The 25,983-nt window shown below is 39.8% G+C and carries 24 protein-coding genes; 23 read left to right on the top strand and 1 reads right to left on the bottom strand.

The window, feature by feature from the left end; translation table 11 throughout:
* Window positions 1–37: 37 nt before the first annotated feature.
* The 23 genes from FDZ78_RS05140 (at window position 38) to FDZ78_RS05030 (ending at window position 24,051) form a co-directional block, all read left to right on the top strand.
* Window positions 38–655 (top strand): hypothetical protein, encoded by a 618-nt coding sequence (locus FDZ78_RS05140; protein ID WP_136408156.1) that lies wholly within the window; start codon window positions 38–40, stop codon window positions 653–655.
* Between the two features lie 2 nt (window positions 656–657).
* Window positions 658–1,470: an aldo/keto reductase gene (locus FDZ78_RS05135; RefSeq protein WP_136408155.1), complete on the top strand. Its 813-nt coding sequence runs from the start codon at window positions 658–660 to the stop codon at window positions 1,468–1,470.
* A 14-nt stretch (window positions 1,471–1,484) separates the two neighbouring features.
* Window positions 1,485–3,215, top strand: coding sequence for a 2-succinyl-5-enolpyruvyl-6-hydroxy-3-cyclohexene-1-carboxylic-acid synthase (gene menD / locus FDZ78_RS05130; protein WP_136408154.1), 1,731 nt, complete (start codon window positions 1,485–1,487; stop codon window positions 3,213–3,215).
* A gap of 5 nt (window positions 3,216–3,220) precedes the next feature.
* Window positions 3,221–4,771 carry a lipopolysaccharide biosynthesis protein gene (locus tag FDZ78_RS05125; protein WP_136408153.1) on the top strand — a complete coding sequence of 517 codons (1,551 nt, stop codon included), beginning with the start codon at window positions 3,221–3,223 and terminating at the stop codon, window positions 4,769–4,771.
* On the top strand, window positions 4,768–5,877 hold the full coding sequence (locus tag FDZ78_RS05120) for a polysaccharide pyruvyl transferase family protein (RefSeq protein WP_160631691.1): 1,110 nt from the start codon (window positions 4,768–4,770) through the stop codon (window positions 5,875–5,877). Before FDZ78_RS05125 ends, FDZ78_RS05120 begins: the two co-directional genes overlap by 4 nt.
* A 15-nt stretch (window positions 5,878–5,892) precedes the next feature.
* Complete coding sequence (locus FDZ78_RS05115; RefSeq protein WP_136408151.1) at window positions 5,893–6,873, top strand: glycosyltransferase; 981 nt, start codon at window positions 5,893–5,895, stop codon at window positions 6,871–6,873.
* Between the two features lie 10 nt (window positions 6,874–6,883).
* Window positions 6,884–7,885, top strand: coding sequence for a glycosyltransferase (locus FDZ78_RS05110; protein ID WP_136408150.1), 1,002 nt, complete (start codon window positions 6,884–6,886; stop codon window positions 7,883–7,885).
* Between the two features lie 2 nt (window positions 7,886–7,887).
* Window positions 7,888–8,856 carry a glycosyltransferase family 2 protein gene (locus FDZ78_RS05105; RefSeq protein ID WP_136408149.1) on the top strand — a complete coding sequence of 323 codons (969 nt, stop codon included), beginning with the start codon at window positions 7,888–7,890 and terminating at the stop codon, window positions 8,854–8,856.
* Between the two features lie 92 nt (window positions 8,857–8,948).
* A complete protein-coding gene (locus tag FDZ78_RS05100) occupies window positions 8,949–10,175 on the top strand; it encodes a transposase (protein WP_136408044.1) in 1,227 nt (408 codons plus the stop codon).
* Window positions 10,106–10,969 (top strand): glycosyltransferase family 32 protein, encoded by an 864-nt coding sequence (locus FDZ78_RS05095; protein WP_255575972.1) that lies wholly within the window; start codon window positions 10,106–10,108, stop codon window positions 10,967–10,969. The genes FDZ78_RS05100 and FDZ78_RS05095 overlap by 70 nt, the downstream gene beginning before the upstream one ends.
* Complete coding sequence (locus FDZ78_RS05090) at window positions 10,966–11,916, top strand: glycosyltransferase family 2 protein (protein ID WP_136408147.1); 951 nt, start codon at window positions 10,966–10,968, stop codon at window positions 11,914–11,916. Before FDZ78_RS05095 ends, FDZ78_RS05090 begins: the two co-directional genes overlap by 4 nt.
* A complete protein-coding gene (locus FDZ78_RS05085) occupies window positions 11,883–12,908 on the top strand; it encodes an acyltransferase family protein (RefSeq protein WP_137426185.1) in 1,026 nt (341 codons plus the stop codon). The genes FDZ78_RS05090 and FDZ78_RS05085 overlap by 34 nt, the downstream gene beginning before the upstream one ends.
* Before the next feature lie 7 nt (window positions 12,909–12,915).
* Window positions 12,916–13,905: a glycosyltransferase family 2 protein gene (locus FDZ78_RS05080; protein WP_136408145.1), complete on the top strand. Its 990-nt coding sequence runs from the start codon at window positions 12,916–12,918 to the stop codon at window positions 13,903–13,905.
* Entirely contained in the window at window positions 13,884–14,777 is an 894-nt protein-coding gene (locus tag FDZ78_RS05075; protein WP_136408144.1) for an acyltransferase, read from the top strand. Before FDZ78_RS05080 ends, FDZ78_RS05075 begins: the two co-directional genes overlap by 22 nt.
* A gap of 4 nt (window positions 14,778–14,781) precedes the next feature.
* Window positions 14,782–15,894 carry a glycosyltransferase family 1 protein gene (locus FDZ78_RS05070; protein ID WP_107032156.1) on the top strand — a complete coding sequence of 371 codons (1,113 nt, stop codon included), beginning with the start codon at window positions 14,782–14,784 and terminating at the stop codon, window positions 15,892–15,894.
* Window positions 15,891–17,285, top strand: coding sequence for a hypothetical protein (locus tag FDZ78_RS05065; protein ID WP_136408143.1), 1,395 nt, complete (start codon window positions 15,891–15,893; stop codon window positions 17,283–17,285). The genes FDZ78_RS05070 and FDZ78_RS05065 overlap by 4 nt, the downstream gene beginning before the upstream one ends.
* A 9-nt stretch (window positions 17,286–17,294) precedes the next feature.
* Window positions 17,295–18,401: a glycosyltransferase gene (locus tag FDZ78_RS05060; protein ID WP_136408142.1), complete on the top strand. Its 1,107-nt coding sequence runs from the start codon at window positions 17,295–17,297 to the stop codon at window positions 18,399–18,401.
* Complete coding sequence (locus FDZ78_RS05055) at window positions 18,379–19,368, top strand: acyltransferase family protein (protein WP_136408141.1); 990 nt, start codon at window positions 18,379–18,381, stop codon at window positions 19,366–19,368. Before FDZ78_RS05060 ends, FDZ78_RS05055 begins: the two co-directional genes overlap by 23 nt.
* 5 nt (window positions 19,369–19,373) lie before the next feature.
* On the top strand, window positions 19,374–20,510 hold the full coding sequence (locus FDZ78_RS05050; RefSeq protein WP_136408140.1) for a glycosyltransferase: 1,137 nt from the start codon (window positions 19,374–19,376) through the stop codon (window positions 20,508–20,510).
* 29 nt (window positions 20,511–20,539) lie between these two features.
* Complete coding sequence (locus FDZ78_RS05045; RefSeq protein ID WP_136408139.1) at window positions 20,540–21,085, top strand: putative colanic acid biosynthesis acetyltransferase; 546 nt, start codon at window positions 20,540–20,542, stop codon at window positions 21,083–21,085.
* The gene (locus FDZ78_RS05040) at window positions 21,078–21,983 is read left to right on the top strand and encodes a glycosyltransferase family 2 protein (RefSeq protein WP_107032151.1); all 906 of its coding nucleotides are present in this window, start codon (window positions 21,078–21,080) and stop codon (window positions 21,981–21,983) included. Before FDZ78_RS05045 ends, FDZ78_RS05040 begins: the two co-directional genes overlap by 8 nt.
* Window positions 21,984–22,068: 85 nt before the next feature.
* The gene (locus FDZ78_RS05035) at window positions 22,069–22,857 is read left to right on the top strand and encodes a glycosyltransferase family 2 protein (RefSeq protein WP_136408138.1); all 789 of its coding nucleotides are present in this window, start codon (window positions 22,069–22,071) and stop codon (window positions 22,855–22,857) included.
* 12 nt (window positions 22,858–22,869) lie between these two features.
* Window positions 22,870–24,051 (top strand): site-specific integrase, encoded by a 1,182-nt coding sequence (locus tag FDZ78_RS05030; RefSeq protein ID WP_124075714.1) that lies wholly within the window; start codon window positions 22,870–22,872, stop codon window positions 24,049–24,051.
* Window positions 24,052–24,181: 130 nt separating this feature from the next.
* Here FDZ78_RS05030 and FDZ78_RS05025 read toward each other — a convergent pair whose 3' ends face one another.
* Window positions 24,182–25,831 carry a glycoside hydrolase 43 family protein gene (locus tag FDZ78_RS05025; RefSeq protein ID WP_136408137.1) on the bottom strand — a complete coding sequence of 550 codons (1,650 nt, stop codon included), beginning with the start codon at window positions 25,829–25,831 and terminating at the stop codon, window positions 24,182–24,184.
* Window positions 25,832–25,983: the final 152 nt, after the last annotated feature.

Genomic DNA, 25,983 nt, shown 5'->3' with positions numbered 1-25,983 from the left:
GCGATATTGACTGACCAGATAAATGGATATTGCTGTTATGATATCGACAATCCTGATTATAGGATTTGTTATGTTTGCATGTTTGAAAATTGTAAATCGAAAAGTGCTACAAGCTGAGCGAATCTTAATTGAACAATATCCAACATGGCAAAATTTCAATAAAAATTTAGACCGTAATTTATTAAAAGTCATCATTGGAAGTTCTTATGCCTATCGGCATCGAAAGACATTTGAAGCCGATAGGCATTGGTGTCTACCTAAAGATAATATATCAGCCCAATTTGAAATACTGAAACATTTTTATTCAATAATCAAAACAAACGGGGAGGTCAATCTGATATTATCAAGATTTGAGATCCAAGAACGGCCGAAGAATGTCTATCTTCCATTTCATTATAGAATTTTGCAGCCTGCTTTATTGCCAACAAATAAACATGGGAAATATCTGTATTATCCGATTTTAAATATTGGATGGGCTGTTCAAATTTTGAATATACGATGCTTTAATAATAGAAAATCAAAAGCATCAAATGAAGAAATAATAATCCCATCAGAGACAGAAGATATTATAAAGGAAATACAAGAATTTTGTAATAGCAGGGATTTGAAGTTCAAACTTATTGTCCCTGATGTTAATTACCAAATTGAATTATAATTATGAACCCACCACCAATTGTTATATTTGGAACAAGTGGACTCTCTGCATACTCTATTGAAAATATTATTGATAGATTGAATGAATCTAATCAGATTGCAATAGATACAGCTCCTAATTATGTGTCAGCAGAAATTGCAATAGGGAATAAGATCCAACGGCTTATAAATGAAGGTTTCAAGAGAGAAGATATATTTATTCAAACGAAAATAGATTGGCAGGATATTATTAAAGTCGGCACCCAAACAGCTATAAAAAATTCCTTAAAAAGGCTTAAGATTGATTATATTGACAGCCTTCTTCTCCATTGGCCATTTCCAGATATTTTTATCAAGGCATATAAGGAAATGGAGCATTCATATAAGGTTGGAATTGCCAGAGAAATAGGTGTATGTAATTTTAAATTGCGGCATTTTGAGATGCTTTTGAATGACGGAATTTCGGTAAAACCAATGATAAATCAGATTGAAATACACCCATTTAATACTTGTTCAGATATTGTTAAATGGTGTAATGAACAAGAGATCCAGGTTCAAGCTTACACGCCATTGTTAAAAATGCTTCCGAAAGTTTCAGAAAACTCGACATTAGTTACGTTGGCAAAAAAATATGAGGCATCTATACCACAAATAATATATGCATGGAATAAAAGTCGAAACATAATACCTGTAACCAAGACGTCAAATCCAAAACGAATAGATGAGATTTTTAAAGCATTTGAGATAACTATTAAAGAAGAAGATTTTACACGAATATCTTCTTTAAATGAAGATTATAAATTTATGTTAGAGTCCTGGGGATGTCCGGGATACTAAAAAGATAGTGTGACATGTATTCGAATGATAAATTAGTACTTCAACTGTTATCGTTGTTGAGGCAATTTGGAATTAATCAGATTGTAGTATCTCCCGGCAGTAGACATTTTTCATTAGTACATTCGTTGGAACAATGTGAAGACTTTGAACTGTATTCAGTTGTTGATGAACGAAGTGCTGCTTTTTTTGCCATTGGGCTTATTCAGCGAACCGGTCGCCCGGCAGCTGTTTGCTGTTCTTCAGGCACAGCATGTATGAATTATGGGAGTGCCATTGTCGAAGCCTATTATCAAAGATTGCCATTATTGGTGATTTCAAGTGACAGGTTACCTCAATTTTTAAATCAGATGGAAGATCAAATGTATGATCAGGCCTCTACGTTCACTTCATGTACAAAATATGTCGGAAGATTGACTCCTATTTCATCAGATTTGGATTTTTGGTATAATAATCGAATAATAAACGAAGGTTTAATTGAATTAACGCATCATTCAAATGGGCCTGTCCATTTGAATATCCCGTTTTTATCACACCATACAGATACGTTTACTAATACACATATTCCGGTAGCGCGAAAAGTAGAGTTATATTCAGCCGAATCAAGTTCTGAAACATGGGCTAAAATCGCAAATTTGTTAAAAGGAAAAAAGATTTGTATAGTGTGGGGACAATCGGTCTGTATTACAGCAGGGCTGAAAGAAGCCGTAGACAAGTTTGTTGAAAATTTTGATGCTATTATTCTTACTGATTTATTATCAAACTGTCATTGCAAACACACCATAGCAAATACTGGTGCGACTTTATATTCTCTGACTAATGAAGAAAAAAGAGATTTTAAACCAGATATTGTATTCAGTATAGGTGCAAATATCCTTTTTAACGGAGAAATTAAAGGATTTTTAGGGGACATTGAAAATTGGCAAATTGGCAAATATGACAAAATCTCTGATCCTTTCCGATCTCTGACAAAGATATTTGAAATGAGCGAATTAATGTTTTTCAACATGATAAACAATATCGCTGATTTCAAAGTAAGCGGGAATTTTGCTCATTCGTGGATGAGTGTTTCAAATATCGCTTATAAGACGATATCAGAATATAGTGAAGCGATGGTTATCGGGGCATTGATAAAAGCACTTCCGGCTGATAGCGATTTGCAATTAGCTAATAGTTATAGTGTACGTATGGCTCACCTGTTTCCAGTTCCAGATAGTGTCACGGTAAATTGTAATAGAGGGGTTAACGGAATAGACGGAAGTATGTCCACTGCAATAGGATTTTCGGCTATTAATAGTCGGAAGACATTTTATATAACCGGTGACCTATCTTTTTATTATGATTTGAACTCATTATCAATACGTCACATAACTCCCAATCTTAGAATATTGTTGATCAACAATGGTGGTGGTGGTGTAATGTATTCTCCTTTGAGCGAAGAATTGCGTAAAAGTGTGGCCGAGCATGTATGTGCGTTCCATACACATAAAGCTCATGAGATTGCCAAAGCATTCGGATTTAAATATTTTGCAATTAGAAACGAATCTGAAATATCGCATGGTATTGAGCTATTAACAGCAGAATCAGATCATCCGGTTTTAGTTGAGGCTTTCTCCAACATACCTGTGGATACAAAAGTTTTGAGTAACTACTATAAGAGTATGAATCGTCAGCATTATACAATATCACAACGTATAATAATGAAAGGGAAACGTATTCTTGGAGGTCTGCTGCCGCAGAAAAATTGAAAGTAATGGATTCAGGTAAAAAGAAAATAGCCATAAATACAGCCTATATGTATATTCGTACATTTTTGGCTGTAATAGTATCATTATTTACCTCTCGAATAATCCTTGAAAAGCTTGGGGTTGAGGACTACGGTATTTATATTGAAGTTGGCGGAATTGTCGGATTACTTGGATTTATGAACGGTGTTTTAGCTAATGGTACTGGCCGTTTTATCACTTTTGAGTTGGGTAGAAATGAGTTTGACCGTTTGAAGCGGACATTTTCGTCGATGCTTACCGCTCACCTTTTATTGGCATTAGTAGTCATCGTTATAATGGGTTTTGTTGGGTGGTGGCTTATCGGACATAAACTTGATATTCCTGCGAATCGGTTGGATGCGGCATACTATGTACTATGCCTATCTTTGTTCACGACCATTTTCACACTGACTCAAGTTCCATATACGTCTCTGCTTATTGCTCACGAACGAATGTCTGTTGTGGCATACTGGGCATTGTTCAATACCTTTGCTAAACTAGGAATACTTTATCTGTTGGCTATTATGCCATTTGACAAGTTGGAGGTTTATGCGACATTATTGATGCTTATCAGCCTGACAGAGATGGTTGGAAACAGAATTTATTGTGTCCGGAAATTTAAAGAATCAAGAGTTTCATTAGGCTTGGATAAGGATATTTTAAGACCGATATTCTCATATTCATCGTGGTCTATACTGACAAGTTGTACATTGATGTTGAATGGCCAAGGGGTGGTGATGCTTTTAGGTATGTTTTTTTCGCCGGCTATTGTTGCAGCAAGAGCGATTTCGTTGCAGATAAATCAGATGTCAGATTTTTTTGTCAATGGATTCAGAACAGCCGTCAACCCTCAGATAATCAAACGATATGCAGCTGGAGATTTTATTGGCTCAAAGCATCTGTTGCTTGAATCAACACAATTGTCTTTTTATCTGATGATGATAGTGACAATACCTATATTCTTTTGTTGTGATGATTTTTTAAAAGTATGGTTGAAAACTGTCCCTGACTATACCACTATTTTTCTAAAGATAGTCTTGTTTCAGACATTATTCAATGTGTTTAACACATCATTTTATCAGGCTATTAATGCCAATGGCAATTTGAAAAGAAATGCGATTATGAGTGCCGGACTTTCATTTTTGCAATTCCCGATAATTTATGTACTATTCAGATATGGGTCATCCCCAATTGCACAGTCGTGGGTGGCTCTGATTACATATTTTATAATGGGGACATTTTTGAAACCCTATCTTTTGGTAAATCAAGTTAATTATCAATATAAAGAGATATATGAAATTATAATATGCTGTTTTAAAGTTTTAGGCATTTCATTGTCACTACCATTGATACTTGGATATGTGGTTCACTGGGATTTTGGGTCTCCGTGGATCAATCTTATTTTAAAGTCGTGCATAATTTTTATATGGTGTTGCATGGTGGTGTTTTATTGTGGTTTGACCAAGAATATGCGTATGCAGGTTGTCCGAATGATAATGTCAAAATTGGGACAAAAAAAACATCAATTGGGATCATGAAAGTCGGTATATTGACACTGCCTCTGGGGCATAATTACGGAGGCATTCTTCAGGCATGGGCTTTACAGCAGACTTTGAAAGCTTTAGGCTATGATGTTGTTTTATTACATAGAAAACACAAAGTCTCTCTCTCTGAAAATTTCAATTTGTTTTTGAGACGTCTTTATGCGAAGTGGATTAAGAAAAAGGCTGGAGTTGAGATTTTCAGATGTGAGAAGAATGTTACCATAAAAAATACAACTCGGTTTATTAATAGAAACTTCCGGATAGTCACTACGAATGATTCATATAAAAAGGTTATTGACGATCTTGATGCTATAATCGTGGGCAGCGACCAAGTATGGCGGCCGATATATGCGGATGGTCATCTGGATGATTTCTTTTTGAAATTTACTGAGGGAAAGAAATTGAAGCGTATTGGTTATGCCGCTTCATTCGGAGTCGATTATCCTGAATATGATTCTGATGAAAAATCAATGGCTTCGGCTCTGTTAAAGAATTTTGATGCTGTTTCAGTTCGTGAAAAAAGTGGTCTAACACTATGTTCAAATATGTTAGGATTTGCAAATGCGGAGTTAATGCCTGATCCGACTTTGCTTTTGGACATTGATGACTATCGACAAATCTATAAAAAATGTGAATGTCCGGATTACTTTACAAAATTGTTTGCCTACATTCTTGATCCTAATGACAATACCCGTGAAATCGTGGACAAGATTTCGGGGGCAATGGACCAAAAACCATTCACTGTGCATTCCAAAATTGATGATTTGAAGGCTCCATTGATAGAAAGAATACATCCTCCGTTGGAACACTGGCTTTTAGCAATTGCAAATAGTGATTTTATTATTACAGATTCTTTTCACGGATGTGTTTTTTCAATCATATTTAACAAAGACTTTATCGTACTTGGAAATAAAGAACGTGGGATGGCTCGTATAAGTTCGTTGCTTAGACAGTTTAATTTATTCCATAGATTGATTGAAAGCGCTGCATGTATTGAAGATATTAGAAGTTTGCACCCTATAAATTGGTCTGATGTCAATGGAACGAGGTGCAGTTTGGCTAAAAAAGGTATATTCTTTCTTCGTAAAAATATCAATTGAAAAGTATTAGCAAATATGCAAAGTAGTTATCATCCCAACCTTTCAATTATAATTCCAGTCTATAAAGTGGAATGCATGTTGTCAAAATGCATAGATAGTATTTTGGCTCAGACTTACCTTGATTGGGAGATAATTCTTGTAGATGATGGATCTCCAGATGGGTCTGGCCTTATTTGTGATTCCTATGCTGTTTTGGATAGTCGTATTCAAGTGATTCATACTTCTAATGGAGGGCAGGCAAGAGCTCGTAATATAGGTATTGAAAGAATTAGAGGGAAATATGTGACGTTTGTTGATTCTGATGATTATCTTCAAGATGTGTGTAGTTTTGAAATAGCGATTCATGAAATTGAAATTGACAATAGAGTTGACATTGTTCAATTTCCATTCTGTGGTGTCGGATGGGATAATGGTAACGAAGGAATGCATTGTTGCAACGGGACAGAAATACTAAATGGCGGAAAGGATGCTCTTGAGAATTTTGGAGTCGAGGGAATTGACGGAGATATTTATCCAGCTCCGTGGGCTAAGATATATCGCTCAGAAATATTCAAGAATATGAAATTTCCAGAGGGGATAGTATTTGAAGATAGCTTTTTACTTACTGATATACTTCAACGAATTAGGTTTGTGAAATTGATTGACAAAGGCTGTTATGCTTATGTTTGTAATTCAGCAGGGACGATGGCAGGTTCCGTCACTGAAAAAAGGCACATTGACGCATTATATTCCCATCTTCATACTCTTGAAGCTTGTAGACAACATGGAATAGATAAAGTTAAATTTATGAGTTTTTTCAGTGTCGTTTTCTACGATATTTACTATGCAGTGATTCATTTTAAGAAAAATTTGTTTCCGGTTCATATGCTCAGGTCTTTAGAAACAATGTGTCCTAAAAAACTGACTTTTTCACATAAAATTTGGATTCTTATAGCGATCGCGCGTGTGATGGGTTTCAATAGATTTTTTAATCTTATAGCGGTTCTAAAAAAATAGAATAACAAAAATGTCTAAGCCATATCTGAGCATCATAGTTCCAATTTATAACGTCGAATCGTATTTAGAAAAATGTATATGTAGCGTTATCGCTCAAAGCTATGAGAATTTAGAAATAATTCTTGTAGATGATGGTGCTACAGACTCATCTGGAGTGATATGTGATAAATATGCCGAGATAGATTCAAGAATTAGAGTGCTTCATACATGTAACGGTGGTGTGTCTGAAGCCCGTAATAATGGATTGAAAATTGCAAAAGGAGAATATATCGCATTTGTTGATTCTGATGACTATCTGTTGGATAATAATATCTATTCAGAATGTATAGAAATATTGGAGGATAATTCAGATTTGGATTGTGTCCAATTTTCATACTCTTGTGTAAATAGTGCAAATCAAATGATAGGAATTCATAATAGTTCCTATATAGACTATTATGGAAGTCGTGAATTTTTTGAGGCATTTGAAAATATTTTAGGGGATGGTTGTGCTGTGATAAAAGCGTTGGTTTGGAATAAGGTTTATAGAAGATCTGCCATAATGGCAGGCTCCCCACTCTATTTTAAAGCAAATGTAAAGTTTGAAGATGCTATTTTTACCTCAGATTTGTTTTTGAGAATTGAACGAATGAAACTGATCTCTACAGTGGGATATGCATATGTGCAGAATCCTCAATCCATAATGGGACAAAGTATAACAATTGAAAAAGCCACGGATGCAATAAATTCTAATTTGCATGTATTGAATAATGCATGTAAAGCAAACATAAGTCAATCAATATTGAGTAATTATTTGTGCAAGATTTTTTATGAATTATGTTGTCTTGATAAGTTGTATGGATATGTATTTGATAACGAGGTATATATGACGGTTGACGCTTTTGCCAAACAACTATTGATGCCAAAAGGGCTAAAGAATATTGCACTTTATTGGATGATACGCATATTCGGTTCAAGAAGGGCGCAAAATTTGTGGTCGTTATGTAGCAGTAGATTACGAAGAGCCAGATAAATATGAATAATAGAGTGTTAATTTCTGTCATAGTACCAGTATATAATACATCTCAGTATATAAACAAATGTATACAAAGTCTTGTAAATCAGTCTTTGAATGAAATCGAAATAATACTTGTAGATGATGGAAGTACAGATGACTCCGGAGCTATTTGTGACCGCTGGGGTGAAAAAGATAGTAGGATAAAGATAATTCATCAAAAAAACAGTGGGTCTGCTATGGCCCGTCAGAGAGGTCTTGATAGTTCCATAGGAGAGTATGTTATTATATGCGATAGTGATGATTGGGTTGATGCAACAGCCTATGAAAAGGCATATAAAAAAGCAAAAGAAGATTGTTCTGATATTGTCTTTTTTGGGTATGTTGCAGAATATAAAGATGGCAGATCTGAGGTTTGGAATAGAAAATTCACTGATTTGAATAATATTGAACTTACTCGGCAAGAGATAATGAATACATCTTGGTTCCATTCGTGGAATAAGCTTTTTAAACGTACTTTATTTAAAGATTACGATATAAGTTATACCAAAGGCATAAATGTGGGCGAAGATGCATTGATCTTGCAAAAATTGTTATGTATACGTCCACTTAAAATTTCATGGCTTGAGGAATCGTTATATCATTATCGAATTTCAACAGGGGGGTACACTACACAAATAAAACCGTCGTATATAAATCAGTTATTATTTGTATATGAATGGGTTAAAAAAAGTATTGATAATATATACCATCAGACTTCTCTCATAAAATCGGCGTCAGATATAGCATTTGAATCTTTCAGATGCAATTCATATGATACTTCTCGATTCAATAATATAGTAGCTGAGATTCCGATTACATATCTATATTCCACCCCAAGATCACCCCAAAAACTTATAACTCTTATTGGGAAATTATTTGGGTGGAAGGCTGGAAAATTAGCATATAAATATTTATTGCCGATATTACTAAGATCAATGATTCGGTAAAAATTACAGAAGTAGTTGAAACTTAAGTTAATATAACGAATTATCAAATACAAATGAATCGCCAAATCGTTCATTATAAAAAAACTTAGCGTATGAACGTATTGGCGATTCTCAAAGACTTCACCTTTCGGTGTAAGTCGGTATTTGAAAATACTACAACCAAGATGAGCAAAAGGTTCCTCAACTGGCTGATTTTAACAATACGCACTGTAGCGTTGATTCCGGGCAAAGTCAATTTTACCCGGCTGTCGCGCTATGGCGGTCGTACAGCCAAGACCTTTGCCTCCAATTTCAAGACATCCGTAGACTGGATGAAAGTCAACATAGGTATGGCGCAGGATTGTTTTGGGCCGGCCCATGACATGGCAGTGGCAATCGATCCGTCGTTCATTTCAAAAGCAGGCAGACTGACGTATGGCATAGGCCGTTTCTGGTCAGGGGTGGCACAACGTGTCAAACGCGGTCTGGAGATAATGGCGATCGGGGCAATAAGTCTGAGTAAACATACATGCGTGATGCTGGGTGCTGTCCAGTCACCGAACTTCAAGACTCTTGAGTCCGAGAAGCACATGTCAATGCTTGACTGGTATGTGGCACTTGTCAGGTCAAAGGCGGCAGAGCTGCTCTCACTGACGGATATTCTGGTTGCCGATGCCTTTTTCTCCAAATATGAGTTTGTAAATGAAGTGATTGGCATGGGATTTCGATTTGTCGGGAGATTACGTGCCAACTCATATCTGAGGTATCTGGCCATACCGGATTCCTCCGCCCCGCGAAGACGCGGCAGAAAGAAAAAGTATGGAGAGAAAGTGGATTTCTCCAGCCTTGACATATCCGTGTTCACTTCATTCATATATGAGGATTCCAAAGGAAACAAAACCCGATGTCACACGGCGGTCGTACATTCGAGGGCATTGAAACGCGACATCCGTATCGTGGTCTGTCCGGTTGAAAACGCAGAGCCTCTTCTTTACTTCTCTACCGACACCAACATGAGGCCTGAAAAGATCATCGGTTTCTACCGCACCCGCTTTCAGATTGAGTTCGGTATACGCGATGCCAAGCAGTTTACCGGACTTCAGTCACAGCAGACCCGCGACAGGGAGCGGCTTGACTTTGCGTTCAATCTTTCCTTCACAGCCCTCAATGTCTGCAAAGAGGTCATAAGGAAGGATTATCCGGATCTTTCGGTAGCGCAGTTCAAACGGCTTATGTTTGAATCTTATCTCGCCTCAACAATTATTTCGACTTGCGGAAAATCTCCGCATCTAAAAATAATTCAGAAAATAAACCATCGGTTGGCTCAGTTAGCGGCTTAGCCAAGACTGAACGACCTCAAATTTTACCGAATCATTGTAAGATGATACCTAAAATAATACATTACAGTTGGTTTAGCGGAGACAAATATCCTGAGGATATTGAACGTTATATCTGCCGGTGGAAAGAATTGCTACCTGGATATGAATTTGTGCTTTGGGATATGGCTCGATTGGAAAAAGAGATTGACTCTGATTTTGTCAAAGAAGCAATTTCTCAGCGTAAATGGGCTTTTGCTGCCGATTATACTCGCTTGTTTGCGATCAATAAATATGGAGGCATCTGGTTTGATACGGATGTTGAATTATTTAAGAATATTGATGATCTGCTTGATTGCGATTGTTTTATCGGAAAGGAAAGTTGGGTTGACAATGATGGATTTGTATATCTGACGTCTCATTTTATGGGTGCGGTTAAGGGGCACCAATTTATAAAAGAAAGCCTTGACTATTATAATGATCGTCATTTTATTGTTGGGACAAATTCTGATGGCAAACCTATCATGGATCAGACTATGATTTCTCAGATGCAATCTGAAATAGCTCTGAAATATGGACTTGACAGACGAGAGAAATCAAAAAACAAAGCTCAGATATTGACGAATGGAGTCAAAATTTACCCTTCATATTGTTTTTGCCGTCCGCTTTACACATCGATGAGAAAAGTATATGCAATTCATCGTGTAGCCGGAGCATGGCGCGACAAGGATATTAATCCGAAGTCAATGACAGATCCTAAAAAGCTTACTTTTAGGGTGATTATTTGGAGAATGCTTCACTTATTTGGATTGAAATGATATCTATAATTGTACCAGTCTATAATGCTTCTCGGTATATTGAAGATTGTATAAGAAGCGTACTTTCTCAATCATTCACGGACTGGCAGTTGATTCTTGTCGATGATGGCTCGACAGACAATTCAGCTGAGTTGATAAACAATTATCTTTCAGATCCACGATTGAAATATATTTACAAGTCTAATTCGGGTGTCACTGAAACACGCTGGCAAGGGCTATCAAAGGCAGATGGTGATCTGATCATGTTTCTCGACGCAGACGATATGCTCGCGCCCTGCGCATTGGATATTGTAAATGATTGTTTTGATAACAGCATTGACATCCTTGTTTTTAAGATGCAATCAGTTGTCAAATCTAACCAAGTCATGGATGTTAATGATGATTATGTCTGCGAAAACATTCCGGGTGACAGGATTATACAACTTGACATGATATTGAGTGGTAAAATACTTTCATGTGTATGTGGTGGAGCGTATCGACATTCGATTATTTCAGACTGTAAAGATATATTCTGTAACAGACTTAGAATTGGAGAGGATACAATGTTTAATCTTGAACTTGCCACTAAAAAGCCACTGCGGATAAGAACAGTATCGGCCGAATTATACGCCTATCGGTGCAATCCAGAGTCTGTTACACGCTCAGTTAATCCGGCTAAGTTTGATGCCGTCAAGGATGCGATAGATTATCTGGATAAATATGCGCTTCAGAATCCTGATATCAGCAGCCAACTTTCCGGAAGCAAGGCTTTCAGAAAATTGCTTTTATGGTCTACGTTTATGTTTAATCCTGACAATCAGTATTATAAATGCAAGTCGATGCGCGCGGAGATGAGGCGGCTGTATTTTAATGCGTATACTCGCTTGTATCCATATCTTAAAATATATATTTTCATTGATTTATATATTAGCTCATGGCTCTCTCAGAAATTGATAAATCGCAAATAAATTCTACTGGGCGTATAATCTGGCTTGATATCGTCAAGTTATTTGCCATTTTTTTAGTTGTGTACGGACATTGTATTCAGCAGTTTGATGACCACTATAAAGAATCATCATTGTTCGTGGCCATATGTTCTTTCCACATGCCGTTGTTCATGATGCTTTCCGGTTATGTGTTGAACTATAATAAACTTCTAAACTATAAAGTAGTACTGACTAAACGATTTTGTCAGTTAATTCTTCCTTCATTGTTTTGGATAACGATTATTTATGTCATAGAGAATGCTATTGGTGTTAGACATTTGCCATTTTCAAGGGCATTATGGTATGGCTTATGGTTTTTGAAAAGCCTGTTTGTCTGTACAATTCTTTTGGTTGTTCCGCAACAAATTTTTAGGCATAAGTATTTTTCGTTGACTATTTCACTAATTTTAAGCCAGATCACGGTTTTCATCCCTTATCTTTGGTTTCTTCAGCTAAATGTAATGCTTCCAAGCTTAATGGCTGGTATGTTTGTCAAAGATATATTTGTAAAATCAAAGAAACAGACTGTTATAATCACAATTGTATCGTTTATTGTTTTTTTATTTTTACTGCATTATTTTGATAAAGACATTCTTTATCCTGACATGTTCCTGATGTTATCAGATAATTGGATTGACCAATATTATATACAGTTATATAAGGTAATTATTGGTATTTCCGGTGGAATTTCCATTTTGGGATTATTTAAGATCCTTTTTGAGTCAGCAGAAATCAAAATTATTAAGCGTCTTTCTGTATTGGGGCGCTTTACGCTTGAGATTTATATCCTCCAATCTTTGATTCTGGAGGTGCTGTTATCTCATTATCTTGAGATTTCGCCGGATAATTGTGGCGATTATATATGGCTGATATATATATATCATTATCTATTATTGTTATTGCTATTTCTTTCTGCTTGGCTAAAATTCTTTCCAGGTGTGGACTGTACTGGACATTTAATTTTAACAAGATAAAATCACTATGCCTGAAGTTTCAGTAATAGTCCCTGTATATGGTGTCGAAAAATACATAGACAAATGTATTAAGAGCATCATTGATCAGAGTTTTAAGGCTTGGGAGTTGATATTGATTGATGATGGTTCTCCGGATCAATCGGGAGCTATTTGTGATAAATATGCCGAAAAGGATCAACGTATCAAAGTGATACATAGTGAAAACAACGGTGTCAGCCATGCCCGGAATATTGGTCTGGATAATGCCAAAGGTCGTTATGTAGTGTTTGTTGACAGTGATGATTGGGTAAATCCGTCTTATCTGCAGAACCTGATAGAAAGGAGTTCTGCTGATGACACTGTGGTTTATGGCAATGTGATAAATGACTATTCGGACCAACGAAACTCTGTTGTTTCATTTTCTTATGAAGACGGTCAAAATATCAATCTTGATAATGATGTTGACCTTATAGTCAAATATAGGTTGCCGGAAAACGGTTTTCCGATAGCAAAGCTATTTTCGAGGGAGATAATCGAACAATATAAACTTCGGTTTGACGAGACTCTTTCTTATCATGAGGATCATTTGTTTGTATTGAATTATTTGCGATATGTTAAGTCAGTCAGGCTAAGTGATAGTCCGGACTACCACTATGAACATCGGAATGGAGTCTCTTCTCTGAGCAAGCGTCGACATCCTGCAGATAAACTTATCAATGCTTCCGAGAAGTTGTTGACTGCCATTGAACAGGGTAATAACCGTTGGAAGATCGTTGATAAAAGATATCTTGCCAGACTTTATACCTTTTTAGGCTTGAATCAATTGATGCTGGCATTGAAAAATGCAACAGCAGAAAACATCTGCTCGGTTGGTATAGCCATGCGCCGTTACAAGTCGCTCTTTAAAAATTATTATACTCCAAACCATCGGGTTTATCGGGTTATACCGATATTCATATCCTTGTATGGCGAGTATTTGATGAAACCAATATTGCAATGGAAAGAAAAACGTTCATAGATGTCGCTAAAGGAATTGCGATGATTCTGGTGGTTATGCAGCATATTGGAGCGCCACAAGATATCGGACTTCAATTCTTGTGCAAACTTGATGTCCCGATTTTCTTTTTGTGTAGCGGATGGTTGGCATATAAGCAGAACATCAATCTTATTGATAGTTTGAAAAAAGCATTTACCAGGCTGCTGGTACCCTTTATTTTAGCTTGTCTGGCTGCCTCAATGTTCTATAAAGAAAATTGTATTGAGATTTTTATTAGTTCAGGTAAACATGGATATTGGTTTTTGGAAGCTCTATTTCTAATGTTTATAATATTTTGGGGCATATACCGTACTACGTGGTCGCTGATTGGAGGGGCTATTATCGTTGAGATCGCCTTACTGGCAATTACAAAATATGCACCGGACAGTATTAATGATATTTTGGTAATTCCATATCTTTCAAGGTATTTTCCATGCTTTATAGCTGGATCGGTATTACGATTATATAATATGGAAAATATCAATAAATGGGTGAGTTGTAGTTTCCTATGTATTGCATTAGTCGGATTGGCATATAGTATGGAGTCAACTAACATATCGTTTATATTTCATGTATGCGGATATCTTTGTGGTGCTGTCATAGCATTCTTTGTGATAAAAGAATTTGAACATAATTTGCCTTGTAATAGATGGATAGGGTATGTAGGTAGATACTCATTGAATGTGTATATATTGCATTTTTATTTTGTCCCCTACATTCCGCGTATGAGTGATTGGTTTATTGTTAATTTAGCCTTAGTGCTTACAATTGCTATTATGGTTGTAATCATATCGATTGTTGTTGGCAAGATTCTGACTTATACCACACCATTAGATAAAGTATTAACTCCTTGATATAATGAAAATAGCAGTCTCAGCTGATTGTTTTGCTTCTTTTACGAGTGGTTTCCCAGTCCGGGGAATGATGCTTGAACTTATAAAGCTAAACCCTGAAATTCAATTTCAGCTATATTATACTTTAAGGCCATGGCCGGAAAATTTGGCTGATTTTTATGATGAGATTAATTCCCAACCCAATGTTGAGGTCCGATATTTTAAGGATTCTCGTAAAGTGATAGCGTTGAAACGGCTTTTGGGATTAAAATATGTTGAGTTTGATAATGATGTTGCGTGTTTCTTAAATCCTGGGAATCCGGAATACATTAGAGGATTTCATGGCCCGACAATCTGTTCTCTGGCTGACTTATCGACTATAAAAGGAATAAGTACAAATCGGCATGCGCTGTTTTTTAAATATTGGGGGCGAGTGACTTGGGAATACATATTGCCGACATTTTCAAAAATTGTCACAATTTCGGATTATACAAAGCGAGATGTTATCGAATTTTTCCCTAAAGTAAAGAATAAACTTATAACGATCCATAATGGCATTTCAACCATATGGTTTGATGAATCATGTGAAGCTTCAGATGGCCAGTTGGAAAGGCTTGGAGTTCCTCGCTCATATTTTATTTGGTGGGGATTTGTTTCGAGGCGTAAGAATATATCTAATCTCATAGCGGCATATAAAAAGGCGCGTAAAAGTAATCCGGACTTACCAAAGTTGTTGTTAGTTGGAGCTATTGCAGATCATATGTCGGAAATAAAAAAAGAATTGGATGATGATATCGTTAACATACCATTTCAGAATGATGCTGTTTTGAAATCTCTTGTTAAAAACAGTAGAGGTCTGATTTTTCCGTCATGGTATGAAGGTTTTGGATTGCCGGTCATAGAAGCTTTTTCACAGGGAGTAAATGTCGCTTGTTCGAACATAACATCTTTACCGGAAGTCGCTGGTGGACATGCAATACTATTTGATCCTGCTTCGATTGATGAAATGGCAGATGCTATCATTCGTCTTTCTCGGCATGAATCAAAATCTCAGGTATTAATTGATTATGCACGACAGTTCAGCTATAGGCGTGCTGCTGAAAACTATATGCGGATAATAAAAGAAATCGCCGTATGATCTGGTTCTTATTGCAAAAAATCGGATTTTATACTTTTGTAGGGCTGACATTATACTTTGTCAGCAAACGCCAGACGTTAAATTTGCTTAAGTTGTATTTCTGGGGAATGACTTTTGCGACATGCTATCAGTTTGCGATAACAATTTGGGTGCCAACAAAAGTGATTGTATTGGGGATGATGTTATGTCTTATGATGTATGGTCCAGAAAAACGCGAGAGTGAAGTTATTGCTATTATAAGGCCATTGATGTCGTTTTTCGTTATCATATTGATATTAGGTGACGTGTTGGCCTTTGTGATTTCTGGGGAATATGCCCAGCATATAAGCAAGTTTTCGCGGCTGTTCAATACAAATTATACTTATATAACTTCATTTGCATTACTGTTTTATGGATGTATGATGCCGAGTGGATTTGTGAGAAAAGCATATCCGTCATATTGTCTTGCAATGGAAGTTGCGATTGGTTTTGGATTGCTCCATTATTTGTGTCTGAAAGCAGGAATTGAATTTATGCCGATACTTCGTCAAAATGGATCGGTTAATTTAGAAGCTTTAGCGGAAGTCGGAGGGGAAATTGTTTCTCGAATATATGGAGTAAGTGGAGAACCTAAGAGTTTAGGCTTTTTAGTGTGCCCATATGTATTGGTTCTGATTGTAATGTTCGGACAAGGTCATTTCCGCTTTGACAATAAGAAATATCATCTATTGATCATATTGATCGGCATATTTGTAATGATTAATACATATTCATCAGCGGTTATTATGAATTTTGCGATTGCAATTCCGTTGATATTCCTGTTTTTACCGACAGGAGGCTTAATCAGAATGATCGCGCCATACTTGATGTGTGCGCTTATCGTTTGGGGTGGATATTCAATGTTGTCATCGGATACGATTCAAAATAATAATGACGATCAAAATTTTATAGAAGCTCTATATGACCGTTCTTTTGGCCGTGCGCAGAATGAGATGGAAGGCGACCGCCAAGAAAGGGTGATTTTGGATTATTATTTTGCTGACCCTGATATATTATCAAAACTTATAGGTTATGGTCCATCCCAATATACCTTTCATATCCCAGGCCAGACAATCGGTAATGCGCTGATTCCGGTTCAATCCGGATTGGTTTTAACATTAGTTGATTTTGGCCTAATAGGTATAGGAATTTATTGTTGGATCTTTTTGATACTATATCAGGTGCTTAAAGATTCCTATAGAGTTGATTCAATTTATGGGATCGCATTCTCGATTGCGGCTTTATCGTCATTTATAGGATCTCTGATGTTCGGATCGTTAGTGTCATGTTTTGTATATCTGATGTTGGCGCTATATGCATTCTATGATTCTATAGAAAATAGCAAAGATGAAAAACTGGATCTTAGATATTAATCTTAGCGAATGAAAAAAATAGTATTTTGGTGGAACATACCTTGTGCAGGTATGATAAACGTATTAAAAAAATATGCTGAGAAAATTGATAGCTCAGCAATTGTCATAACCGGAGAACTCAGTGAATCTCGAAAAGCTATGGGCTGGGAAGACGGCGGAAAGCTATTTGATAATCATATTATACTCTCGGATAAAGAATGGAGTTTTAAAGGTGAAGCGATTATAGATCAATACAATGATCGAATGCATGTTTTTAATGGAATTACTTACACTCCGCGAATGAGGCATTTGATTGAATATGCCATTGCTCGGAATGTTGCTTATTGCAATATGTCGGAGGCATATTTTAATCTTGAAAAGGGGTGGAAACGCATATTGAAAACCATCTTCATGGCAACAATATTGCCATTCAAGACCAGAAAGATTGCGTCAAACAGTCATGGCGTCATTTGCCTTTCTGGAGGGAGTAAGAGGGATGCTTCCCAGTTCAAGCGCCTTGGATTTAAGAATTTTTATCCATTTGGTTATTTTACAGATGAACCCACTGAAATATCGTTGAATAATAATCTGCGTTGTAATAAAGTTCATATTCTTTGTCCGGGGTTATTGGAACATTATAAAGGTGTTGACATTCTTATTTCCGCCTTATCAATTCTAAAAAAAAGAGGTTCCAATAATTATGTATGTCATATCACCGGCAATGGGAGTGAAAAAGCGCGTTTGATGAAGCTTGTCGAAAAATTAGGGCTAACGCAGAATGTTCTTTTTGAAGGAGTCTTAGACTCTGAAGCATACAGAAGTCTTTTATCAAAAATAGATATACTTGTTGCTCCTGGTAGAGTAGAACCTTGGGGGATAAGAATAAATGAAGCTATTCAAAGAGGCAATGTTGTGGTTGTCAGTGACGGAATTGGTGCTCATTGCCTTGTAAAGGAGTCTGAAGGAGGTAATGTGTTTAAAGCTGGAAATCCGAGTGACCTTGCTGACAAATTGATACCGTTTCTGATATCTCAAGACACTCTTGATACAGCTAAAAAGAAAAACTTGGAATATAAATCAGAGATCAGTTGTCGGTCTCAGGCCATTAGATTGCATGAGATCATCAGCAAACTATAACAAAAAGCACGTACTGGGGGACCGTATAGCAGCTTTAGATTTGGCCAAAGGGATTGCAATTTTTTTTGTAATATGGATGCATTGTCTTCAATATTGCTCTGAAATTACCTTTACCAGTTCGATATATAGGTTTATTTATGCATTTCATATGCCACTATTTATAATAATTAGCGGATATCTTTATTCAAATAAACTTAAAAAGCGAACATTGAAGACAAATATAATAAGGCAATTTAAAAGATTGATGGTGCCTAATGTCTTATGGGGCTTTTTTTTAGGTTGTATAACTCAGGAGTTTGGTATTAGCGGAATACTAAATTCTTTTTGGTTCCTATATACATTGTTTGTTGTCTCCATGATTTATGAATTTGCAGCCATATGTATAAAAAATGTGATTATTTCTACAATTATTGTTTCGATTGTTATATTATTACTTCCTGGGTTTGAATATATTAAATTTGCTACTCCTTTCTTCGGTATCGGGCTTTGTTTTGGGAATATAAATTTAAAAAATATCAAGCCTAATCGTTATGCGATAATAGCTAGCATTCTGTTCAGCATCATACTTTATATATTTCTGTGGAGAGGAGATGAATATATTTATCTAACAAAAAATCCCAGTATATGGTGTTATAGCATACTCGAAGTAAGAGCCTATGTTTTGAGAATATTAGTAGGATCAGCGATTTCATTAAGTATTATTCTTGTACTGCATAAAATTCAAGATGCATTTAATTTAAATATTCTGAAACGTTTTTCTACTTCAAGCTTAGGGCTTTATGTATCCCATTTATTTATACTCCTTTTCATAATCGCAATATCTGACTTGTTTCAAAATTCAGTTTTCCATCATTCCAGCCTTATTTGCGAGATAATAACGTTGATTTTAGCTCTAATTCTCTCGTTGGTTTTGAATAGGGGCATTGAGCAGATCAAACAGGTTAAATACATTAATCATATTTTCTGACAAATATGCACATAATTCATTCCGGCCATCTGAATGTTCATTCTGGTGGCCCGGCTTTAAGTACATGGCTTACAATAAAGGGCTTGCGCGAAAAAGGTGTTGATACAGATATCGTAATGCCTCCTATCGACCCCGGAGACCAGCTTATTGATAAAGCCGCCAAGCCGATTTATTACAGACAGCCTAAATATGGCACATTGGCTTATGTGCCTAAATATGATGAGACAATTAAATCTATCGGAGATGCAGATCTTTATCATGTCCAGGGAGTCTGGATGTTGCATGGAACACAGCTTGCCCGATATGCAATGAAACATCGGAAGCCATACGTAGTGACGTTGCGGGGGATGTTTTATCCTCAGGCCTTGGCCCATAAAAGGTTGTTAAAAATGATAATGCGTAGACTTTATCAGGATCATACTTTGTGTAATGCGGCGGCAGTTCAGGCAACCTGCATTGAAGAAATGGAACACTATCGAGCGCTTGGATTTAAAAATCCGGTAGCTGTAATTCCGAACCCAATCGAGACAGAAGGGTTGATCGACAGACCGATCCCCGAAAAGCCTCAATTCAGGATAGGATATTTGGGACGTGTTCACCCTCGTAAACGCATTGAACGCCTGATTTACGCTATGGCCGATCTTAGAGAAAAATTGCCTGACGATGCTGAGCTCCTTATAATCGGAGGTGGAGATAACGCCTATGAAAAATTTCTTCATGATGAGGTCTGCCGATTGAACCTATCAAATGTCAAGTTTGCTGGTTTTCTGACAGGAAAAGAGAAGGATGCTGCGATTGATTCATTGTCAATATTGGTGGTTCCATCAGATTATGAAAATTTTGGAAATATTGTAACAGAAGCATTGGTTCATGGAGTTCCGGTTATTGCATCAACTGGAATGCCTTGGCAGGAACTTCCGAAGCACAATTGCGGATGGTGGATTTCAAATGACCAAAATTCAATAAATCAGACTATCCTTAGCGCCTACATGCTGGGGGAAGATAAGTTGAAAACAATGGGCGAAAATGGCCGTGAGTTAATACGCCGCAATTATTCTGTTGAGGCTTTGGGGACCAAAATGAAAAATCTATATGAATGGATTCTTGGGATAGCACCAAAACCTGAATTTGTATTTATATGATAAAGTAACATAATATCAATAACGTTATTATGGAGATTCCAAAATATAAGAATCATCTTTCGTTGGGAAATAAAATAGGCAGATTGCTTTGGACAATTGCGTATTATGTCCTGTTTCGTCCGTTTGGAACAAGACTTTTTCGGTCATATAGAAATTTTATTTTAAGACTGTTTGGTGCAAAACTTCATAAAACGGCAAATGTGCATGCCTCTGTAAGAATTTGGGCGCCTTGGTTTTTGACAATGAAAGAGGGCGCATGCATTGATGACAGGGTTAATTTGTACAATGTCAATATGGTTACTCTTGAAGAATATGCAACAATTTCGCAAGAGTCATTTATTTGCCCTGGGACTCATGATATAAAAAGCCCTGGACATGAAATGATATCATGGCCTATAGTGATTGGAGTTCATGCGTGGGTTGCTGTAAGGGCTTTTGTCGGTCCGGGAGTCAAGATTGGAGATTATGCCGTAGTTGGAGCAGGTGCTGCTGTCTTCAAAGACGTCGAGCCGTGGACGGTTGTCGGAGGAAACCCTGCGAAATTCATTAAGAAACGTATTATAAAAGATGCTTGATCTTTCAGTCATAATCCTCACAAAGGATGAGGAACTTCACATTGACCGTTGTTTGAAAAACGTGTCGGCTATTGCAAAGGAAATATTCATTATCGACAGTTTTTCAACCGACCGGACGCTTGAGATAGCGAAACGCTACCCGAATGTCACAATCCTCCAGAACAAATGGGTCAACAATTACGCCTATCAGTTCAACTGGGGACTCGAAAACGCCCCGATTACCGGTAAATGGGTGCTCCGGCTGGATGCTGATGAATACCTCTTGCCGGAACTCATCGAGGAAATTAAAGAAAAACTGCCCGACATGCCGGAAAATATATCCGGAATCTCGTTCAACCGCCGCCACATATTCATGGACCGGTGGATGAAACACGGCATTTATCCCGTCACTCTTCTGCGCCTGTTCAGATTCGGCAAAGGCAAATGCGAACAGCGTCTGATGGACGAACACATTCAGATTGATGAAGGTGAAAACATCTGCTTTGAGAACGACTTCTGTGATCATAACCTCAACAATCTCTCATGGTTCTGCCACAAACATGTCAACTACGCAGTCCGAGAGGCCGCCGACCTGATCGACATCGAAATCGGACTCACTGGAGCAGCACAGTCCGATGAAGGCCGCGTGATCAACACCCAGGCCGGCAGCAAGCGGCGGAAGAAACACAGCTATGCCCGCAAGCCGCTGTTCTGGCGATCGTTTGCCTACTTCCTCTACCGCTACTTCGCCAAAGGCGCATGGCGCGATGGAAAGGAAGGCTTCATCTTCACCTTCATACAAGGCTGGTGGTACCGCACTCTTGTCGATGCCAAAGTCTATGAAATCAAGCGCAAATGTGGCAACGACCCCGAAAAAATCACCCGCCTGCTTCGCGAAGAATATGGCGTGAGCCTCTAAAACGCCACCGCCCCCGTCACCCTTCTCCCTCATTGCCAATACACATTTCTTCATACTTGCTGATCACACACAATATTTAACCTCAATGAAAATCTCCATCATCACCGCCACTTATAACAGCGGTGCGACACTGCGCGACACAATGGAGTCAGTGTTGCGACAGACTTACACACAGATCGAACACATCATAGTCGACGGCGCCTCCACAGACAACACAATGGACATCGTCCGTGAACTTGAACCTCTCTACCAAGGCCGTCTGCGCTACGTCAGCGAACCCGACCGCGGCATCTACGACGCCATGAACAAAGGCATCGCAATGGCCTCAGGCGACATCATCGGTATCCTCAACTCCGACGACTTCTTCACCGCCGACACCATCGTAGCCACCCTTGCAGCCGAACTCGCCGATCAGGAAATCGATGCCGTCTATGCCGACGTCCACTACGTCGACGACTCCGATCTCAGCCGCAGTGTCCGCTACTACTCCTCCCGCACCTTCCGCCCCTGGATGATGAAACTCGGCTTCCAGCCCGCCCATCCCACCTTCTACTGCCGCAAGAGCGTCTACGACCGCCACGGTAGCTTCGACATCAACTTCCGCGTTGCCGCCGACTTTGAACACCTCCTTCGTCTGATCTACATCCAGCGCATCCCCACCCGCTACATCCCGCTTGACTGCGTGGCCATGCGCACCGGCGGCGCCTCCACCTCCGGTCTCAAAAGCCACCTGCGCATCCTCTCAGACCACCTCAAGGCCTACCGCAAAAACGGCGTCAACTCTAACCTCTTCCTCGACGCTTCCCGCTACGTCTACAAAGTCGGCGAAGTCCTCAACTCAAAAGTCCGGAGTATCCCATCAGCTATAAATTAGATAATTCTCTGAATGTTTTCGATTACGGCTCGATTTCGAAAGTCGCGGACTGAGGGTGTGGCCGGGGCGGTCTATTATGTGATCCGGGAGGGGTCGGCTGAGCGCAATGTCACAAGTGTGGTCAGAGGGGCTGATGAACGTGTGCTTCTTACGGCCCGCCGGCAGATTGTCTGCGATCTGAAGAGTATCTATTGTGTTATCGAGCATCTGTCCGAGAGCCGAGGGCAGGTGACTCTTGATGAGGTGGCCGATGAGAGTCGCCGATTGTTTGCCGGAGATAATCCGTATCTTGACCGGATCAGGAGTTGTGGAGAGCATTTCCCTATTAAAAGCGATATTGCTACCGTAGGCCGTGACTTTCGTGATGATTTCGAGCCTCAGGCTCCGCGGCCGGAAGACTCTGACCGCAGTCTTCTGCTGGGATATATCGATTCGCTGATAGCCGGATATCGGCTTCAGGGAAAGGGTTTTGCCAATACTTTGCGTAGCCTCAGACTCAGTCTGTCAGGGTTTCTTGGCGGAGCGGAGGTGCATGTAAGTGAGGTCAGTCCGGATCTGATCATGGACTATAGCCGTTATCTTCAGGGCCGCCGTGTGGCGCCGTCGACCGTGTCTTTTTATATGCGCGGACTGAGGTCGGTGCTCAATCAGGCCAGGGAGGCCGGGCTGACTGATCTCGAATTCAATTGGCCGGCCAATGTGGACATCAGTGTGGACCACAGTCAGAAAAGCACCCGCATGAAGTCGCTTGATGCCGCCATGATCCGAAAAATTGCAGATGCAGACTTGTCGTCAGAAGGCAACTTGGCCTTTGTGCGTGATGTGTTCATGTTCTGTTTCTATGCTCATGGGCTGGAACTTGTCGATGTGGCCAATCTCAGGGTGGAGAATCTCCGTGGCGATGTCCTTTCATACCGACGGCGTCTGAAGGGCAAAGCCGTTGAGGTGAAGCTCGGTGAAAAGGCTATGGCGATAGTGCGCAGATATGCCGAGGCCGGGAATCCTTACATATTCCCGATGTTGCAGCGCAAGGGTAAGGCATATTCTTTTACATATGTCCGCGATGAATTTTCGAAGGCTATGAAGAGGATAGGCCATGCTGTAGTCTCGCCTGTCAGTCTGACGTTCGGAATGAGCCGCTATTCCTGGCTTGCCATCATGGCTGCGTCAAATGTTGCGGAGATGATAGTCTGAACCGTAGCTGCGGCGTTCATTCTAATCAGCTGCTACAATAAAATCAGCCGACGGTCTTGAAAATTAGGCTGTCGGCTGATTCTGTTTCGGTGGTGGACGGAAACCGGTCATTGGGTGATGGCTGAACCATCTATTCAAGCCCTCCGGCCGGTCCGTCATGGCGATAGATGAAGTTGCCGAACCAGACCCGTCCTGAGGTCGGGGCCGGTGATAACGGTTGTGCCGCATCTCTGACTGAGTAGGCATAGATGCCTGGACGGATACCTTTCCAGAACCCAGGTTGCACAGCAAATGGCTCACCCAGCGGTGCGTAGCTCTTGCCGTCAAGTGAATAGCTGAAATGGAAGTCATCAGAGGTGGTGTCGGCAGTCAGACGCAGGAAGATTTGCTGCTGTCCGTCAAGGAGTTCGGAGGCCGAAAGAGGTCTGCTGAACACTACTGAGCTGTCGGCTTCTACATAAAGCGATGCCGCAGGCTTTCCGGCAGTGCCGCCGATCATGATACCCGCACCGTGAAACTGCTTGCCGATACATTCCAGGCCGGCACGTTCACCCGGAGTCATGGCGCTGAAATCGAGGGTCACTGTAGCCTCTGAGCGGTAGCCCATGAGCTTCTGGGTCAGCTGGTTTTTAGCATTGCGGAGGATGTCGGCAGGCTGAGGCTTTATCTCAAACCATCCGGGGCGGGCTGACAGAGAATAGTAAGCCGTGTCGGGATTATGGTTGAACTGCCATTGCAGCCCGACAGAGGGTGTGGAGAAATCGTCAGACGATTGCGGAGCCGAGGGGACACAGTCTGCAGCTATGGCAGGCTTGCGGCAGATCTTCATAGGTTCGCCGACACCGTTGCCGTCATAGTCGGTGCCGATTGCCGGAAAGCCGTCGTGCCATTCCACGGGTTGCAGATGTATCACGCGCCCGCGGGTACCGGCGTTCTGAAAGTGGTAGAACCACCATTCTTGACCGTCAGGAGTATCTACCAGCGCGCCCTGATGAGGACCGTTGATGTCAGTCGAGCCTTTTTCGTGGACACGGCGTGACTCATATGGACCATAGACATCCTTTGAGCGAAGAATGGTCTGCCATCCAGTGCTGACACTGCCTTCAGGAATGCTGATGTAGTAATAGCCGTCTTTTTTGAACATCTTCGGACCCTCTGCCACCGGACCTTTGTAGACCGTAGTGCCTTCATCGAGCAGGCTGCGGCCGTCAGGACTCATGCGGTGGATGATTATAGGCCCCGCGCGATGACGGCTGCGCACCAGATAGGCCTCGCCGTTGTCATCCCAGAAAGGGCATGGATCTTCCCACTTCTCGATGCCCTTGACCAGGTGCAGGGGTTCCCAGGGACCGACGGGGTCAGTGGCGGTGGTCATGAACAGACCCTCGTAGGGAGTGCAGACAAAGATATAGAACTTTCCGTCGTGATAGCGCAGCGCCGGAGCCCAGGTGCCTTCGGCGTATTTTGACATATCGGAATAGCCAGGCAGGTCGATGCGGTCATATACCCGGCCTATAATGCGCCAGTTGACCATGTCGGTCGATTCGAGGATAGGCATGCCCATAAAATGGAACTCCGAGCATGTCATGTAGAAGCGGTCGCCAACACGGATGATGTCAGGGTCGGAATAATCGGCGTTGAGCACCGGGTTGGCAAATGTCCCGTCGGCCAGGTCGCCCCAACGCAGGTCAGGAACAGAATCGGCAGCCTTTAAATCGGCTCCGGCCATCCCGGCAGGCAGTATGAATGCTGAGATCAGAGACAGAATGATTTTTTTCATGGTCTGGATGAATACAGTGCGTGATAGATTGAATGCAATGCAAATTTAGTCATTTTTTTGCGCCAGGAGGGTATTTCCACCGCAATTGTGTGGCATTTTGGAAATTTTCAGTTAACTTTGCAATGGAGTGGCATTCCTTCACAGAGCCTCAG

The sequence above is a fragment of the Duncaniella sp. B8 genome, from assembly GCF_005304985.1.
In the GTDB taxonomy this organism is placed as follows: Bacteria; Bacteroidota; Bacteroidia; order Bacteroidales; family Muribaculaceae; genus Duncaniella; species Duncaniella muris.
Note: the sequence above shows the minus strand (reverse complement) of the source record. Positions and strands in the feature narration are given on the sequence as shown.